12 protein-coding genes and 1 riboswitch are annotated in these 17,068 nt (G+C 57.2%); of the genes, 2 read left to right on the plus strand and 10 right to left on the minus strand.

Going from position 1 to position 17,068, the window contains the following annotated elements; genetic code table 11:
• The 4 genes from rsmA to lptD are packed head-to-tail and all read right to left on the minus strand — an operon-like array spanning window position 1 to window position 5,522.
• On the minus strand, window positions 1-822 hold the full coding sequence (rsmA, locus tag LQK91_RS12335) for a 16S rRNA (adenine(1518)-N(6)/adenine(1519)-N(6))-dimethyltransferase RsmA (RefSeq protein WP_003854805.1): 822 nt from the start codon (window positions 820-822) through the stop codon (window positions 1-3).
• Complete coding sequence (gene pdxA / locus LQK91_RS12340; protein WP_008925562.1) at window positions 815-1,807, minus strand: 4-hydroxythreonine-4-phosphate dehydrogenase PdxA; 993 nt, start codon at window positions 1,805-1,807, stop codon at window positions 815-817. The genes rsmA and pdxA overlap by 8 nt, the downstream gene beginning before the upstream one ends.
• A complete protein-coding gene (gene surA, locus LQK91_RS12345) occupies window positions 1,797-3,092 on the minus strand; it encodes a peptidylprolyl isomerase SurA (RefSeq protein ID WP_003854801.1) in 1,296 nt (431 codons plus the stop codon). The genes pdxA and surA overlap by 11 nt, the downstream gene beginning before the upstream one ends.
• Before the next feature lie 54 nt (window positions 3,093-3,146).
• Window positions 3,147-5,522 (minus strand): LPS assembly protein LptD, encoded by a 2,376-nt coding sequence (gene lptD, locus LQK91_RS12350; RefSeq protein ID WP_050540837.1) that lies wholly within the window; start codon window positions 5,520-5,522, stop codon window positions 3,147-3,149.
• A 182-nt stretch (window positions 5,523-5,704) separates the two neighbouring features.
• Here lptD and djlA point away from each other — a divergent pair, with 182 nt between their 5' ends.
• Complete coding sequence (gene djlA / locus LQK91_RS12355) at window positions 5,705-6,514, plus strand: co-chaperone DjlA (RefSeq protein WP_003854797.1); 810 nt, start codon at window positions 5,705-5,707, stop codon at window positions 6,512-6,514.
• Between the two features lie 63 nt (window positions 6,515-6,577).
• Here the strand turns inward: djlA and rluA are convergent, their stop codons facing one another.
• From rluA to polB, 3 genes are all read right to left on the minus strand, one after another.
• A complete protein-coding gene (gene rluA / locus LQK91_RS12360) occupies window positions 6,578-7,231 on the minus strand; it encodes a bifunctional tRNA pseudouridine(32) synthase/23S rRNA pseudouridine(746) synthase RluA (protein ID WP_003854796.1) in 654 nt (217 codons plus the stop codon).
• Between the two features lie 39 nt (window positions 7,232-7,270).
• Window positions 7,271-10,177 (minus strand): RNA polymerase-associated protein RapA, encoded by a 2,907-nt coding sequence (gene rapA, locus LQK91_RS12365; protein ID WP_003854794.1) that lies wholly within the window; start codon window positions 10,175-10,177, stop codon window positions 7,271-7,273.
• A 153-nt stretch (window positions 10,178-10,330) separates the two neighbouring features.
• Window positions 10,331-12,691 (minus strand): DNA polymerase II, encoded by a 2,361-nt coding sequence (polB, locus tag LQK91_RS12370; protein ID WP_105099549.1) that lies wholly within the window; start codon window positions 12,689-12,691, stop codon window positions 10,331-10,333.
• A gap of 168 nt (window positions 12,692-12,859) precedes the next feature.
• Between polB and LQK91_RS12375 the strand changes: the two genes are divergently transcribed.
• Window positions 12,860-13,624: a DedA family protein gene (locus LQK91_RS12375; RefSeq protein WP_003854790.1), complete on the plus strand. Its 765-nt coding sequence runs from the start codon at window positions 12,860-12,862 to the stop codon at window positions 13,622-13,624.
• 3 nt (window positions 13,625-13,627) lie between these two features.
• Here LQK91_RS12375 and thiQ read toward each other — a convergent pair whose 3' ends face one another.
• Genes thiQ through thiB form a run of 3 tightly spaced genes read right to left on the minus strand, consistent with a single transcriptional unit; the run spans window position 13,628 to window position 16,885 of the window.
• Entirely contained in the window at window positions 13,628-14,329 is a 702-nt protein-coding gene (thiQ, locus tag LQK91_RS12380; RefSeq protein ID WP_039658793.1) for a thiamine ABC transporter ATP-binding protein ThiQ, read from the minus strand.
• Window positions 14,316-15,923: a thiamine/thiamine pyrophosphate ABC transporter permease ThiP gene (gene thiP / locus LQK91_RS12385; protein WP_039658791.1), complete on the minus strand. Its 1,608-nt coding sequence runs from the start codon at window positions 15,921-15,923 to the stop codon at window positions 14,316-14,318. Before thiP ends, thiQ begins: the two co-directional genes overlap by 14 nt.
• On the minus strand, window positions 15,899-16,885 hold the full coding sequence (gene thiB / locus LQK91_RS12390) for a thiamine ABC transporter substrate binding subunit (protein ID WP_003854783.1): 987 nt from the start codon (window positions 16,883-16,885) through the stop codon (window positions 15,899-15,901). The genes thiP and thiB overlap by 25 nt, the downstream gene beginning before the upstream one ends.
• A gap of 46 nt (window positions 16,886-16,931) precedes the next feature.
• A riboswitch (TPP riboswitch) is annotated at window positions 16,932-17,034 on the minus strand.
• Window positions 17,035-17,068 lie beyond the last annotated feature (34 nt).

A 17,068-nucleotide genomic window follows, 5' to 3' on the forward strand; every position in this document is an offset into this window, starting at 1 on the left:
TTACTCCTGCGATTTTCCCTGATGATTCGCCAGCCAGTTCGCCAGCTGACAATATTGCGCGACGGAGACGTTCTCGGCACGCAGGGTTGGATCTATGGATAACTCCTCCAGCGCGCCGGCAGCCACCATGTGGCTCAGGCTGTTGCGCAGCGTTTTACGACGCTGGCCGAACGCTTCAGTGGTAATACGGCTCAAAATACGCACATCGCTGACCGGATACGGCGGCTCGGCATACGGCACCAGACGCACCACGGCAGAGTCCACTTTCGGTGGCGGCGTAAAGGAGTGCGGAGGCACTTCCAGCACCGGAATGATCTGGCAGTAGTACTGCGCCATTACCGTCAGACGACCGTAGGTTTTATTACCCGGACCGGCGACCAGACGATTAACCACCTCTTTCTGCAGCATGAAGTGCATATCTTTGATCGAACCAGTATAGCTGAAAAGGTGGAACATCAGCGGGGTCGAAATATTGTATGGCAGGTTACCAAATACCCGTAGCGGCTGGCCTCTCTCCTGCGCCAGTGCGGCGAAGTCGAACGTCATGGCATCCTGCTGGAAGATAGTCAGTTTCGGGCCAAGGAACGGATGCGTTTCCAGACGCGCAGCGAGATCGCGGTCCAGTTCTATCACCGTTAATTTATCGAGGCGTTCGCCTACCGGCTCGGTCAAGGCACCCAGGCCTGGGCCGATCTCTACCAGCGCTTCATCGCGCTGTGGATGGATGGCGGAGACAATGCTGTCGATAATGTACTGATCGTTCAGGAAGTTCTGCCCGAAACGTTTACGGGCGTAGTGCCCCTGATGGACGCGATTATTCATTACTGCTCTTGATCATAGTGATGGCGAGGTTAAGCGCCGTGATGAAGCTGCCCGGTTCAGCCTGACCCAGACCGGCGAGTTCAAGCGCGGTGCCGTGGTCAACTGAAGTCCGGATAAAGGGCAGGCCCAGGGTGATATTTACCGCCCGGCCAAACCCCTGAAATTTGAGTACCGGCAGACCCTGGTCATGATACATCGCCAGCACTGCATCGGCATGTTGCAGATATTTAGGCTGGAAAAGGGTATCCGCAGGCAGCGGGCCGGTCAGTTTAATGCCCTGCTGACGCAGTTCATTAAGGGCTGGCGTAATGGTCTCAATCTCTTCCCGACCCATGTGGCCGCTTTCGCCCGCATGAGGGTTAAGACCACAGACGTAGATATGCGGCTCGGCAATGGCAAACTTCTGCTGCAGATCACGATGAAGAATCGTGATCACTTCATGCAGACAGTCGCGGGTCACCGCAGCGGGGACATCTTTCAGCGGCAGATGGGTAGTAGCCAGCGCGACGCGTAGCTGCTCTGTCGCCAGCATCATGACGACCCGATGGCCGCCTGCGCGATCGGCGAAGAATTCGGTATGGCCAGTAAAGGCGATGCCGGCATCATTAATGACGCCTTTGTGCACCGGGCCGGTAATCAGGGCCGCAAATTCACCGTCGAGACAACCGTCACAGGCGCGCGCCAGCGTGGCCAGCACGTAGTCACTGTTGGCGACGCAAAGCTCGCCGGGCGTGACCGTCGCGGCCGTTTCGACTGGCAGGATAGTCAGTGTTCCCGCCTGCTGTGGCTCAGCGGCCACGCCAGGCTGATAGGGACGCAGGGTCAGCGGCAGACCGAGTTGCGCCGCACGCTGCTGCAACAGGGCAGGCGAGGCGCAGACGACCAGTTCAACCGGCCAGGAGTGCTGGGCCAGCTGAACGGTGAGATCGGGACCAATCCCGGCAGGTTCGCCGGGCGTGATCACCACACGGTGATTACTGCGCATTGCCATCCAGAATCTTCACGTAGGCGCTGGCACGTTGTTCCTGCATCCAGGTCTGTGCTTCTTCCGCAAACTTACGGTTAAACAGCATACGGTAAGCACGCTCTTTCTGGGCCGCATCGGTTTTGTCCACCTGACGGGTATCCAGCAACTGAATCAGATGCCAGCCGAAAGAGGAGTGAACCGGCTGGCTGGTCTGGCCTTTTTTCAGGCGCAGCAGCGCGTCACGGAAGGCCGGATCAAAGACTTCCGGAGAGGTCCAGCCAAGATCGCCGCCCTGGTTCGCTGAACCCGGATCATCAGAGTACTGCTTAGCCGCCGCCGCAAAGGTGGTTTTACCACTGCGGATATCGTTAGCAATCTGCTCCAGCTGTGCGCGTGCCTGCTCATCTGTCAGGATTGGCGATGGCTTCAGCAGAATGTGACGTGAATGAACTTCAGTGACTGAGACATTTTTGTTCTCGCCACGCAGATCGTTCACTTTCAGGATGTGGAAGCCCACACCCGAGCGAATCGGACCGACGATATCGCCTTTTTTGGCGCTCGACAGGGCCTGAGCAAACAGGGTCGGTAACTCTTCGATTTTACCCCAGCCCATGTTGCCGCCTTTCAGCGCCTGCGAATCGGCAGAGTAGGTCACGGCCATTTTGCCGAAGTCAGCGCCATTTTTCAGTTCGCCAACCAGCTGTTTCGCCAGCGTTTCCTGCTCATCAACCTGCTGTTGTGTCGGGTTTTCCGGCAGTGGCAGCAGAATATGGCTGACGTTCAGTTCGGTGCCCTGACTGTTCTGAGAGCCAATCTGTTTCGCCAGCGTATCGACTTCCTGCGGCAGAATCGTGATGCGACGACGCACTTCGTTGTTGCGCACTTCAGCAATGGTCATCTCTTTACGAATCTGAGAACGATAAACGCTGTAGTTCATGCCGTCATAAGCCAGACGGCTGCGCAGCTGATCAAGGCTCATCTTATTCTGCGCCGCGATGTTCTGAATCGCCTGGTCCAGCTGCTCATCGCTGATCTGAACCCCGGCTTTATCACCCATCTGCAGAATGATGTTATCCATGATCTGACGTTCCAGAATCTGATGGCGCAACGTTTTATCATCCGGCAACTGCTGACCAGCCTGCTGGGCCTGAGATTTAACGGTGCTCATCATGCCATCCACGTCACTCTCAAGAACCACGCCGTTATTGACCACGGCTGCAACTTTATCAACGACTTGTGGTGCTGCGAACGCGGTGTTAGCACTGATTGCCACACCAAGAATCAGCATTCTCCAGTTCTTCATACTTTATCCATTGTTGGTTCCGCACTGCGGGATTGCCTGTCAAACATCACAACATCAGAAAGCAGGCTGGTAAGGGATAATGCCCTGACGCAGCATATCGTTGGTGCCTAAGCCATAGTTAGGACTCAGACCACGCAGCTCAATGTTGAATGAGATTTGGTTGTCGTACTTACTGTCGTCGTTTTCCCAACCGTTAATTTTGCGCTCGTAACCGACCCGGAGAGCGTAACAGCATGAGCTGTATTGCAGGCCAACCAGCTGCGACGCCGGACGCTTGTTGCGGGTATCGTAGTAGTAAGCACCTACCACAGACCATGCATCGGCAATCGGCCAGCTGGCCGTGGTGCCCACCTGTGAAATCCCATTTTTGTAGATAGGATTGGTCACCAGGTTGCTGTCATTTAACGCTGCCGCGATATATTCCGGGCTGCTGTAGCGGTAGCTCAACTGCACCATACGGTCGGCATCACGACGGTACTCCAGAACAGTATTGCCCTGGGAGACGTTGTCGAGTTTGGTGTCATATTGCAGCCCGCCCCGAACACCCCAGCGATCGCTGATTTTCCAGTATGTATCGCCAGCCCAAATCAGACTGCCGGTATCATCTTCTTTATTGGTTTGATTCACACCAGTACGAGAAGGGGTAAACGAGTAGATTTGACCCACAGAAACGTTAAAACGTTCAACCAGATCGTTATCATAAATACGCGAGGTAACACCGGTTGCCACTTCATTGGCTGAAGCGATGCGATCCAGGCCGCTATAGGTACGATCGCGGAACAGACCGGTGTAGTCGGTTTGCAGCAGCGTAGAGTCGTACGGATAGATATTGCTTTGGTCGCGGTACGGGATATAAAGATACTGCACGCGTGGTTCCAGCGTCTGGGTATAACCCACTGCGGAGTCCATATCGCGGTCAAACACCAGCCGGCCATCCACTTTAAACTGCGGCAGGGTGCGGTTTACCGATTCATCCAGTTCGCCGCTATTGCTTCCTCTGAAGCCATTGGCCGTATTGTTATAATAATCAACGTCAGTCTGCTGATAGTGGGTCGCCAGGAACTTCGCTTCGGTATCCAGGCTGGCCCAGCCGTTGGAGAGCGGCAGGTTCAGGGTTGGCTCAACGTGTAAACGGGTCGCTTCAGGAAGACGACTGTTGACGTTGGTGAATTTCACCGCCTGAGCATAAACCCGGCCATCAAACGGGCCGATATCATTCTGATAGAGGTTAACATCCAGCTGCGGCATCGCGCGGTAGACGTTATTGCTGGTAGTACTGCCAAACACCTGGAAATCTTTGGCTGAGAGTGTGGCGTCCCAGTTGGTGTCCGCATAACCAACGCTGAATTTCTGCGTGGCGTAGTTGTCGGTGGAGCTGTAGTACTTCGAGTCGAGATCGTTGAAGTAATACTGATCGCTGACTTTGGTGTAGTTGGCGTTGAAACGCCAGTGCTGTTCATAGACACCGGCATGCTGCCAGTAGAACAACCAGCGGTCGGAGCTGGAATCCTCGGCGATGCCACGAAGTGCTTTGTCGTTATCGTACTGTTTATCGGAGCCAAGGTAGTCGAATTCGACCAGGCCGGCACCCAGCGTCGTCAGATAACGGAATTCGTTTTCAAATTTCATGCCGCGCTTACTGATGTAGTGCGGCGTGATGGTCGCATCGGCCTGCGGCGCAATGTTCCAGTAATAAGGCAGCACGAACTCAAAGCCGTTGTTGCTGCCAAATTTTGCATTCGGGATCAGGAAACCGGATCGACGACGATCGCCAATCGGTAACTGCAGATAGGGACTGTAGAACACCGGAACCGGACCCAGCTTAAAGCGGGCGTTCCAGATCTCCGCCACTTCCTCTTCGCGATCCTGGATGACTTGTGAACCGACCACGCTCCAGCTGTTGGAACCGGGCAGACAGGACGTAAAGGTGCCGTTCTCCAGAATGGTGTAGCGGTTATCGCCGCGCAGCTTCATCTGGTCGGCGGTGCCGCGTCCCTGACGATCCACCATCTGATAATCACCGTTCCAGACGTTGGTATCTTTGCTGTTGAGGTTTGACCAGGCTTTCGGACCTTTCAGGATGACCTGGTTGTCATCGTAGTGCACATTACCCAGGGCATCGACGGTACGCACTGGCGCCGTCTGGCCTTCCTGCTGACGCTGATGAAGCTGAACTTCATCCGCCTGCATACGGCTGTTGCCCTGCTCAATATTCACATTGCCGGTAAAGACCGCATCATTGGGATAGTTCCCTTTGGCGGCGTCGGAGTGAATAGTGACAGGCAGCTGGTTGGTATCACCGTTGACCAGCGGGCGGTTATAACTCGGCACGCCTAACATACACTGCGACATCAAATCGTCGGCAAAGGCTTGCTGGCTAATGGCTGCGCCGATCAGTGTGGCCAGCAGGGTAGGTATATGTTTTTTCATACGCGGTATCGAGAATTCCATGAAAACTGGCATCATGCCGACAATCGGGTCAGAGACTAACTTACTGCCCGGCGTTGCGCCAGTGTTAATCCTGGTCTGTCAGCGTTGCCGTTAGGCGCTGAGATAAATGACAGGTATGATAATGCAATTTTCAGCCGCAAGCATGGCGAATTGAGGAGTTTATGCGCTACTGGGGAAAAGTTATGGGTCTGGCGGTGGGATTACTTTCCGGCGCAGGCTTTTGGGGTATTGTGATCGGTTTGATCATTGGCCATATGATTGACAAAGTACGTGGCGCACAAGGCAAGGCTTACTTTTCAAATAATCAGACCCGGCAGACGCTGTTTTTCAGCACCACCTTTCAGGTGATGGGCCATCTGACCAAGTCAAAAGGGCGGGTTACGGAAGCGGATATCCAGATTGCTTCACTGCTCATGGAGCGGATGCAGCTGCACGGTGACTCACGCACGGCTGCTCAGCGCGCGTTCCGCGAAGGTAAGCAGGCGGATTACCCGTTGCGCAGCAAGCTGCGAGAACTGCGCAGCGCCTGTTTTGGCCGGTTCGATCTGATTCGGATGTTCCTGGAGATTCAGATCCAGGCCGCCTTTGCCGACGGCTCACTGCACCCCAATGAGCGACAGGTACTCTACGTGATTGCCGAAGAGCTGGGCATTTCGCGTGGTCAGTTCGATCAGTTCCTGCGCATGATGGAGGGCGGCCAGCAGTTTGGCGGCGGGCAGCGCAGTTCAGGCGGCTTTCAGCAGGCGCAACGTGGTCCAACGCTGGAAGATGCCTGTAGCGTTTTGGGCGTGAAGAGCAGTGATGACGCCACCACGATTAAACGTGCTTACCGCAAGCTCATGAGTGAGCATCATCCTGATAAGCTGGTGGCGAAAGGGTTACCGCCAGAGATGATGGAGATGGCGAAGCAGAAAGCGCAGGAAATTCAGGCGGCTTACGATCTGATTCGCAAAGAGAAAGGCTTCAAGTAATGCGTCGCTCCTGTGGCCTCTTCTGCAACAGAGGAGGCCACGGCGACAGTCCTGCCGTAAACCTTAAAAGTCGGCGGGCTGACGAAACGTCATGGCATTACCAAATGCCGGATGGGTAATGGTGAGTGACTCCGCGTGCAGCAGTAAACGGGGCGCCATCGCTTTGGCCTCCGGATGTGCATAGAAGTTGTCCCCCAGAATCGGGTGGCCCAGCGCCAGCATATGCACCCTTAGCTGGTGTGAGCGGCCAGTAATCGGCTTAAGCGAAATCCGCGTACTGTTGTCCGCCCGATACTCCAGCACCTGATATTCTGTCTGTGCGGCTTTGCCGTTCTCGAAGCAGACCATCTGCTTTGGACGATTTGGCCAGTCGCAGATCAGCGGCAGATCAACCAGCCCCTCTTCCTTCTCGGGATGACCCCAGATGCAGGCCACATACGTTTTGGAAGGCTCCCGCTCGCGGAATTGTCGTTTCAGCTCACGCTCCGCCGCCTTGGTCAGCGCCACGACCATCACGCCACTGGTCGCCATGTCAAGTCGGTGCACAGATTCCGCCTGCGGGAAATCCCGCTGTATCCGCGTCATCACGCTATCTTTGTGCTCATCCAGACGACCGGGTACCGAGAGCAGACCGCTGGGTTTGTTCACCACCATGATATGCGCATCCTGATAAAGGATGTGCAGCCAGGGTTCACGCGGTGGGTTGTAAGGTTCCATGGGGCTTTCCAAAAATAAGGGGCCATGCGGCCCCTGAGCTTACTGGTGTGTCACCACAATCAGGCGCAGCGCGTCAAGACGCCAGTTGGCCTCATCCAGACTTTGCAGCACCTGTTCACGATTGCTTTCCAGCGCCTCAACTTCGTCGTCGCGGATGTTCGGGTTGACGGCTTTCAGCGCGTTAAGACGCGAAAGCTCGGCACCCAGCTTCTCATTCGCCTCGGTCCGTGCCGCCTCAATCACGGCACGCGCTTCGCTGACGACGCTCTCTTCGGCCTGAGTCAGAATCGCATGGACATCCTGCTGCACCGCATTCACCAGTTTACTGGCGGTGTGACGGTTAACGGCATTCAACTGACGGTTAAAGCTTTCGAACTCCACTTTGCCTGCCAGGTTAGTGCCTTTCGTATCCATCAGCAGACGGATTGGCGTTGGCGGCAGGAAGCGGGTCAGTTGCAGATGCTTCGGTGCCTGGGCTTCAACCACATAGATCAGCTCGACCAGCAGCGTCCCCACCGGCAGCGCCTTGTTCTTCAGCAGTGACAGGGCGCTGCTGCCGGTGTCGCCCGACAGAATCAGATCCAGTCCGTTGCGAATCAGCGGATGCTCCCAGGTAATGAACTGAGTATCTTCACGTGACAGCGCCTGATCGCGGTTAAAGGTGATGGTGCAGCCATCTTCCGGCAGGCCAGGGAAATCGGGCACCAGCATGTGATCGGAAGGGGTCAGCACAATGAGGTTATCGCTGCGATCTTCCTGATTGATACCGACAATATCAAACAGGTTAAGCGCGAAGTTCACCAGGCCGGTGTCGTTATCCTGCTCGCTGATAGCGTTAGCCAGCAACTGAGCCGATTCACCGCCGTTTGAATTCAGCTCCAGCAGGCGATCGCGACCCTGTTCCAGCTGCAGTTTCAGCGCGTCATGCTGTTTGCGGCAGTCGGTGATAAAGGCATCAAAGCCTTCGCTGTTTTCCGGTGCGGCCAGATAGCCGATGAGCTGCGAATGGACGCTGTCATAGATTGTCCGGCCGGTCGGACAGGTGTGTTCAAACGCATCCAGTCCTTCGTGATACCAGCGCAGCAGCACGGCCTGTGCGGTCTGCTCCAGCCACGGCACCAGAATCTGAATATCGTGCGCCTGACCGATACGATCCAGACGACCGATACGCTGCTCCAGCAGGTCCGGGTTAAACGGCAGATCGAACATCACCAGACGGCTGGCAAACTGGAAATTACGGCCTTCTGAACCAATCTCAGAGCACAACAGCACCTGCGCGCCATTCTCTTCTGAGGCGAACCAGGCGGCAGCACGGTCACGTTCAATGATCGACAGACCTTCGTGGAACACCGCTGCACGAATACCTTCGCGCTCGCGCAGTACCTGCTCCAGCTGCAGCGCGGTGGCCGCTTTGGCGCAGATCACCAGCACTTTCTCTTTACGGTTAGTGGTGAGATAGCCCATCAGCCATTCCACGCGCGGATCGAAGTTCCACCAGGTGCCGCTGTCGCCTTCAAATTCCTGATAAATCTGCTCCGGATAGAGCAGGTCGCGCGCCCGCTCTTCTGCGCTTTTGCGCGCGCCCATAATGCCGGAGACTTTAATTGCCGTCTGATACTGCGCAGGCAGCGGCAGGCGGATCTGATGCAGTTCGCGTTTCGGGAAGCCTTTAACCCCATTACGGGTGTTACGGAACAGCACGCGGCTGGTGCCGTGGCGATCCATCAGCATGGAGATCAGTTCCTGACGCGCTTCCAGCTTGCCTTCGCGGTCGCTGTTGGCAACCTGCAGCAGCGGCTCGATGTCCTGCTCGCCGACCAGATCGTTGATCCGGTTCATCTCCGCCTGGGAGATCGCTTTATCCGCCAGCAGCGCGGTAACGGCATCGGCGATGGGGCGGAAATGCTGCTGCTCTTCAACAAAGGCGGCAAAGTCATGGAAACGGTCCGGGTCGAGCAGGCGCAGACGGGCGAAGTGACTCTCCATGCCCAGCTGCTCTGGCGTCGCGGTCAGCAGCAGAACCCCGGCAGTTTTTTCAGCCAGCTGTTCAATAACCTGATATTCACGGCTTGGCTCGCCTTCTGACCAGGCCAGATGGTGCGCTTCATCGACCACCAGCAGATCCCATTCGGCATCGGCCAGCATTTCAAGACGCTGTTTGTTGCGACGCACGAAGTCGAGTGAGCAGATAATCAGCTGCTCAGTTTCAAACGGATTGTCGCTGTCGTGTTGCGCTTCGGTGTAGCGGTCGTCGTCAAACAGCGCAAAGCGCAGGTTGAAGCGGCGCAGCATCTCAACAAGCCATTGATGCTGCAGGGTTTCAGGCACCACGATAAGTACGCGCTCGGCACGGCCAGCCAGCAGTTGCTGCTGGATGATCATCCCGGCTTCAATGGTTTTACCCAGGCCAACTTCATCGGCCAGCAGCACGCGCGGCGCATGGCGGCGGCCCACATCATGGGCGATGTGCAACTGGTGAGGGATCAGGTTAGTACGCATACCGCGTAAGCCGCTAATCGGCAGGCGGTATTGCTCACTCTGGTATTTACGGGCGCGGAAGCGCAGGGCAAAACGGTCCATCCGGTCGAGCTGGCCGGCAAACAGACGATCCTGCGGCTTACTGAATACCAGCTTGCTGTCGAGCATCACTTCGCGCAGCATCACGTCGCTTTCTTCGGTATCCAGACGGGTACCGATATAGGTCATCAGGTCATTTTCGTTGCGTACTTCATCAACGCGCATCTGCCAGCCTTCGTGGCTGGTGATGGTATCACCCGGATTAAAGATGACGCGGGTAACCGGCGAATCGTTGCGGGCGTAAAGGCGGTTTTCTCCCGTAGCGGGGAACAGCAGGGTGATCATACGTGTATCGATCGCCACCACGGTGCCCAGTCCCAGTTCACTTTCCGTATCACTAATCCAGCGCTGACCTAATGTAAAAACCATATATTGTTTGCTCGAATTTTAACGTTTTTAAAGGTGTTCCCAAAGCTCAGGCAATAGCGCTACCACCAGACAACAAGGTCTGGAGCGGGCTTTAAGAGCGGTGAGTTTCAGGAAGGGCGCTATGGTACTGGATGGCAGGGCATTCGTCACCTGTCAAAAAAGCCCCAGCTGCCCGGTAATAAGTGTAGCAAAGTCACCTTCGACAAAGGGCAGAATCCCCTCCGCGACCGGTTGAAGTTGCTTCGTAACGTAGTGGTCGTAATCCAGCGGCGTGCTGCGTGCCTCCAGTGGCTCGGGGCCTGCCGTGGCAATCACGTAACGAATCCGGCCTCCATTCTGATACTGCAAAGGCCGGTTTAATTTACGATTCTGCTCATCCGCCAGCCTGGCGGCACGCACGTGCGGGGGCACGTTTCGTTCATATTCTTTTAACGGACGTCGCAGACGCTTTTTGTAGATCAGCTGATCGTCGAGTTCACCCGCCAGCAGCTGCGCGACGGTGGTGCGAATGTAATCCTGCCACGGCTCACGGTGGAAGATACGGTGGTAGAGCTGCTGCTGAAATGCTTTTGCCAGTGGCGTCCAGTCCGTTCGCACCGACTCCAGCCCCTTGAAAACCATGCGTTCACCGGCGGCGTCACGAATCAGTCCGGCATAGCGTTTCTTGCTGCCCTGTTCCGCGCCGCGAATGGTCGGCATCAGAAAACGACAAAAATGATTTTCATACTCCAGCTCGAGTGCGCTGGTCAGCCCGTGGGTCTGCTGCAGGTGGTCGCGCCACCAGGCATTCACTTTCTGCACCAGTTGCTGACCAATCGCGGCGGCCTGCTCTTCACTGTGGGCGGACTTCAGCCAGACAAAAGTGGAGTCGGTGTCGCCATAGATCACGTCATAGCCTTCCGCCTCGATCAGCGCGCGTGTCTGCTGCATGATGGCGTGACCGCGCAGGGTAATTGAGGAGGCGAGGCGCGGATCAAAGAAGCGGCAGGCGCTGGTGCCCAGCACACCGTAAAAGGCGTTCATGATAATCTTTAGCGCCTGCGACAGCGGCTGGTTTTTCTGCTTTTTCGCCGCTTCACGACCCAGCCAGATCTGCTCGACGATCGCAGGCAGGCAGTGAGTGTGCCGGGAGAAACGCGCTTCGCGAAAACCTTCGACCGAATCGGCATCATCAGGATGGGCCAGTCCTTCTACCAGACCCACCGGGTCGATCAGGAAGGTGCGGATAATCGACGGATAGAGACTTTTATAATCCAGCACCAGCACCGAGTCATACAGACCAGGGCGCGAATCCATCACATAGCCACCCGGACTGGCTTCCGGCGCCACATCACCCAGGTTCGGGGCAACAAATCCCGCGCGATGCATCCGCGGAATATAAAGATGACCAAAGGCCGCCACCGAGCCGCCGTGGCGATCGACTGCCAGGCCATTCACCGCCGCGCGTTCCAGCAGAAACGGCATTATCGCCGTTTTATGAAAAATGCGCGTCACCAGCTCGCAGTCTTTGAGGTTGTAGCGTGCCAGCGCCGGTTTATCGTTGGCAAAACGCCAGTTGATCTCCTCCATGCGCTGCCAGGGATTATCGATTGCTTTACCTTCACCCAGCAATTGTTGCGACACCGACTCCAGGCTGAATGAGGGAAAATCCCAGAACGCTGATTTCAGCGCGTCAATGCCATCAATAATCAACCGCCCGCTGGCCTGCGCAAAATAAACGCCGGGCTTAAAGCCATGTTCACGCCACTCCAGCGCGGCCTGCTGGCGACCAAGACGAAGTGGAATGCCGTAACGATCGGCATGCTTTTGCAACACCCGCAGGTCAAACTGCACCACGTTCCAGCCAATCAACACATCCGGATCGTGATCTGCAAACCACTGGTTCAGCGCTTCAAGCAGCTGTGGTCGGCTGTCGAGATAGATCAGCTCGAAATCCAGCGTGCTGGCATCACCGTTGGCCGGGCCGAGCATATAAACCTGACGCTGACCGCAGCCCTCCAGCCCGATGCAGTAGAGCTCGCCATGCTGTGTGGTTTCAATATCCAGCGAGACCCACTTCAGTGGCGGGCGATAGTCGGGATGGGGTTTGAGCCGCGCATTGACCACGCTATCACCGCGCTGCTCGCCCTCAAACCAGACCGGCGCGGTAATAAAACGCTCCATCAGGTAGCGCTCCGGCGGGCGAATATCCGCTTCATACACCGGAATGCCCTGTTCACGCAGCCGTTTTTCAATGCGCTGCAGCTGACGATGCTGCGGGCAGTAGAGGCCAAAAACCGGGCGGCGGCGGAAATCTTTCAGCGCCAGCGACTGAATCCGAAACTGACGTTCATCTTTGAGGAGCTCGCTGACCTGCGCCTGAAATTCTTCGGGAATAAACGCGACAGACTCCTGCACGGGCAGCACCACGCGCTGCGCACCGGCATCAGTGGCGAGCCAGAGGATAATTTCGGTGCCATGCGGGCTGTCGCGCCAGTGGCGGGTGAGCAGAAAACCTGCGCGGGGCATATTCAGATGTTCTCCGGACTCAGTATTTCAGGGGTGAGAAAACGGCTTAAGTATACCATGGATATTTATACAGTTCTCGTCACCGGTTTTGTCAACATTGTCCTACAATTCTTGCCTTGACGCTGTGTGGCTGGCTCTGGACAATCCAGCCTTCTGCTTTTACTTAGGATGATTATGGAAGCCTGGATTCAACAACTGATTACGCAGTCTCTGGAATGGGCGCTGTTTGCCGTTGCGCTGGTGACGTTTCTGGAGTCGCTGGCGCTGGTCGGGCTGTTGCTGCCAGGCACAGTGATGATGGCCAGCCTGGGCGCGCTGATCGGCAGTGGCGAGCTGGGCCTTTACCCGGCCTGGGCCGCGGGTTTTGCGGGCTGCCTGATTGGTGACTGGGTTTCTTACGGTATCGGCTGGAAATTCCAGGGGCCGCTGCACCGCTGGAAGTATCTGCAAAAGTACAAAGGCCTGCTGGATAAAACCGAGCACGCCCTGCATCAGCACAGCATGTTTACGATTCTGGTCGGGCGCTTTGTGGGACCTACGCGTCCGCTGATCCCGCTGGCGGCCGGTATGCTGGAGCTGCCGGTGCGTAAATTTCTGCCGCCGAACCTTATCGGCTGCATCCTCTGGCCACCGCTTTATCTGCTGCCTGGTATTCTGGCAGGCGTGGCGATCGATGTGCCGAAAGCCGCGCAGGGCGGCAGCTTTAAATGGCTGTTACTTGGCGCAGCACTGCTGATATGGCTCGGGGGCTGGTTATGCTGGCGCTGGTGGCGCAGTGGCAAGAGTCGTGACTGGGCGACTGCCTGGCTGCCGCCGGAGCGTTTGCGCTGGGCAGGTCCGCTGGGGCTGGTGATCGCCGTCGCAGCGTTTGTCGGCATTCAGTTCCATCCGATGATGCCGATTTTCCGTCATCTGCTGTGGCAGGTTTTCTTCGCGTAACGCTTAACGGCGCGGGATGCCAAGGACCTCGGCCTCCCGCGTGTCACCCGACAGCAGCTGTCGGGTCTCGCCATCCCAGTAAACCCGTCCATCCACAATCACAACGCTGCGCGGCGCAATCTGCCGGGCATCTTCGAGACTGTGCGACACCATCAGCAGTGTAATGCTGCGCGCTTCGCACACTGAACGCACCAGTTGCAGCATCTCGCCGCGCAACGCGGGATCCAGTGCAGAAAAAGGCTCATCCAGCAGCAGCACCGGACGATCACGCAGCAGACAGCGCGCCAGCGCCGCACGCTGTCGCTGTCCGCCCGACAGCTCGCCCGGCAGGCGGGCCAGCAGATCGCCTAATCCCACCTGATCGGCCAGTGCAGCCAGTTGCTGGCGCTGCTCAGCGCTGAGTTTTAATCCCGGATGCAGCCCCAGCGCCATGTTCTGCTGCACGCTGAGGTGCGGAAACAGGTTGTTCTCCTGAAACAGCATCGAAACCGGTCGTCTGGCTGGCACGCTGTGGGTGTGATCCTGCCCGTCAATCATCAGGGTGCCCTGTTTCACCGGCAGGAAACCGGCAATCAGGCTCAGCAGGGTACTCTTCCCGGCTCCGCTGGGGCCGAGAATGGCGATGCGCTCGCCACGTGTGGCCTTGAGGCTGAAGCGCATCGGCAGATGCTGATAAAGGTAAGTGAGGTTATCAAGAGTCAGCATGGCGGCCTGGTAATTTTTCCATTAGCGTGAACAGCAATAAGCAGAGCAGCAGTAATAGCAGGGCGGTGACCGCGCCATCTGCGCCGCGATAGGCACCAATCTGCTGATAAAGGTAGAACGGCAGTGTGCGGAAGTCAGCGTTGCCAAACAGTGCCACCACGCCGAAATCACCAATCGACAGTACGCAGGCAAAGGCCAGCGCCTGGGCAAGCGGACGTTTCAGCGCCCGCAGCTCGATCAGCCGCAGCCGGTTCCAGCCGTGGATATCCAGCGAATCGCAGAGCCTGCCGTAACGCTCTGCGACATCCCGCATCGGGTTTTCCAGTACTTTCAGCGCATAGGGAATGGCGATCAGCGCATTGGTAAAGATCACCAGCCCTTCTGCCGAATCAGGCAGGCCAATAGTGGCATTGAACAGCAGGAAAAAGCCGGTGGCGAGCACAATGCCTGGCATCGCCAGAATCAGCATGCCGCTGGTGTCGATCAACTGTGCCGCCGCCGGACGCTGGCGCAGACGCAGTTCCCGACTGCTCCACAGCAGCATCATGGTCAGCACCACACAGATCAGACCGGCACCGATGGCGATACGCAATGACGTCAAGGTGGCCTGCCACAGTGCAGGCTGCGCCAGCGCGCCACGCAGTCCGCCGTGCAGACCATCGACGATGACCGCCGCCAGCGGGGGCAGCAGCAGCATCAGCGCCAGCAGAATCAGCAGCGCATCCATCAGCTGTGCTCCACGCGAATCCTGCGGATCACGCCAGCCGTTCAGCTGACTGGTTCCGGCGGGAATCGCCTTGCTGAAACGCTGGCTGAGCAGCACAAGCGTCAGACAGCAGCCGAGCTGGATGAGCGCCAGTAGCGCTGCGCGTCCGGGATCGTAGTCATAACTCAGCGCCTGGAAGATCGCCAGCTCAATGGTGGTGGCCTGCGGACCGCCGCCGAGTGACAGTACGGTGGCAAAGCTGGCGAAACAGAGCATGAAGATCAGCGCACCGGTCGGCAACAGCTGACGCCGCAGCCATGGCCACTCCAGCAGACGAAAATGATGCCAGCCGCGCAGGTCGAGCTGTGCCGCCAGCTGACGCTGTTCCGCCGGAATACTCTCCAGCGCCTGCAGCATCAGGCGGGTCGCCAGCGGCAGGTTAAAGAAGACGTGCGCCAGCAAGATGCCTGGCAGACCATACGGGGAGAAGTGATAACCCATCCCTGCCAGCTGGCACAACTGCGCCAGCCAGCCATTGCGACCATAGACGGTCAGCAGACCGAACACCGCGACCAGCACCGGCAGCACCAGCGTCATGGCGCACAGGCGCAGCAGCAACAGACGACCCGGAAAACGGCGTCGATAGAGCGCCCGCGCCAGCGGCACCGCAGGCAGCAGTGACAGCAGGGCGGAGAGCAGAGCCTGACCGAAAGAAAACGCGATAACGTGATGCAGGTAATCATCCTGCAGCACGCCGCGTAAGTCCGTATCCGGCGCGGCGCTCCAGAGTGCACCGAACGCCATAAATGCCACGATGGTCAGTAATATCGTGGCGAGGGAACCGGGAATCAGCCAGCGCGGCATCAGCGACTGACGGCGCGTTGCCACTGGCTAATCCAGCCCGAACGCTGGCTGGCAACCTCTTCTGGCGAGAACTGCAGAGCAGTGGAAGGCACGTTGAGCGCCGCGAAACCGGCAGGCAGCGGCGTGTCGATCACCGGGTACATCCAGTTGCCGGTGGGGATAGTGCGCTGGAAGTCAGGCGAAACCATAAATTTCATGAACTGCTGTGCCAGTGCCGGCTGTTTGCTGCTGGCTAGCTGCGCGGCAACTTCGACCTGCAGATAATGACCCTCTGCAAAGGGTGCAGCGGCGTAATTCTCTTTCTTCTCTTCGATGATGTGGTAAGCCGGAGAGGTGGTGTAGCTCAGCACCAGATCGCCTTCGCCCTTGAGGAACAGGCCATAGGCTTCACTCCAGCCTTTGGTCACCGTCACGGTTTTCTGCGCCAGCTTTTGCCACGCCTGCGGCGCCTGATCGCCATAGACTTTCTGCATCCAGAGCAGCAGCCCTAAGCCGGGCGTGCTGGTGCGGGGATCTTCGTAGATCACCCGCCACTTCTCCGGGCTGTCGACCAGCTCTTTCAGGCTTTTTGGCGGATTTTTCAGCCGGGTTTTGTCATAGACAAACGCGAAGTAGCCATAATCGAACGGCACGAAGGTGGTGTTGTGCCAGCCATCGGGCAGTTTTAATGTCGATGTGTCGACCTGACTTTCGGCAAACAGACCGGTTTTCTGCGCGGCCTGCACCAGATTGTTATCCAGCCCCAGCACCACATCGGCTTTACTGTTTTTGCCTTCCATCCGCACGCGGTTCAGCAGCGACACGCCATCTTCCAGCGTGACGAATTTCAGCTCGCAGTTGCACTGTGCTTCAAAGGCTTTTTTTACCGCCGGACCAGGGCCCCAGTCGGCGGAGAAGGAATCGTAGGTGTAGACCGTGAGAACCGGCTTAGCCGCCAGAACGGGGGCGGAGAGTAACAGCAGCACCGGCAGAACTTTGTTTAACACTTTGCGCTCCTTCAGGAGAATAGGGGATGAGTCGCAAAGGATCTGAGCACAGAGGCCTCTCAAATCCCTACGTCGGTATTAACCGAATCAGGTTCGACGGGTCTCTCTCAGCGGCTTGCTTGTGGCAGGCCGCACCCCGTTGAGAACGTCACATTCTAGTCATTTCAGCGCCGGGGCGAAAGC

Source organism: Pantoea sp. MHSD4, from assembly GCF_021043305.1.
GTDB lineage: Bacteria > Pseudomonadota > Gammaproteobacteria > Enterobacterales > Enterobacteriaceae > Pantoea > Pantoea eucalypti.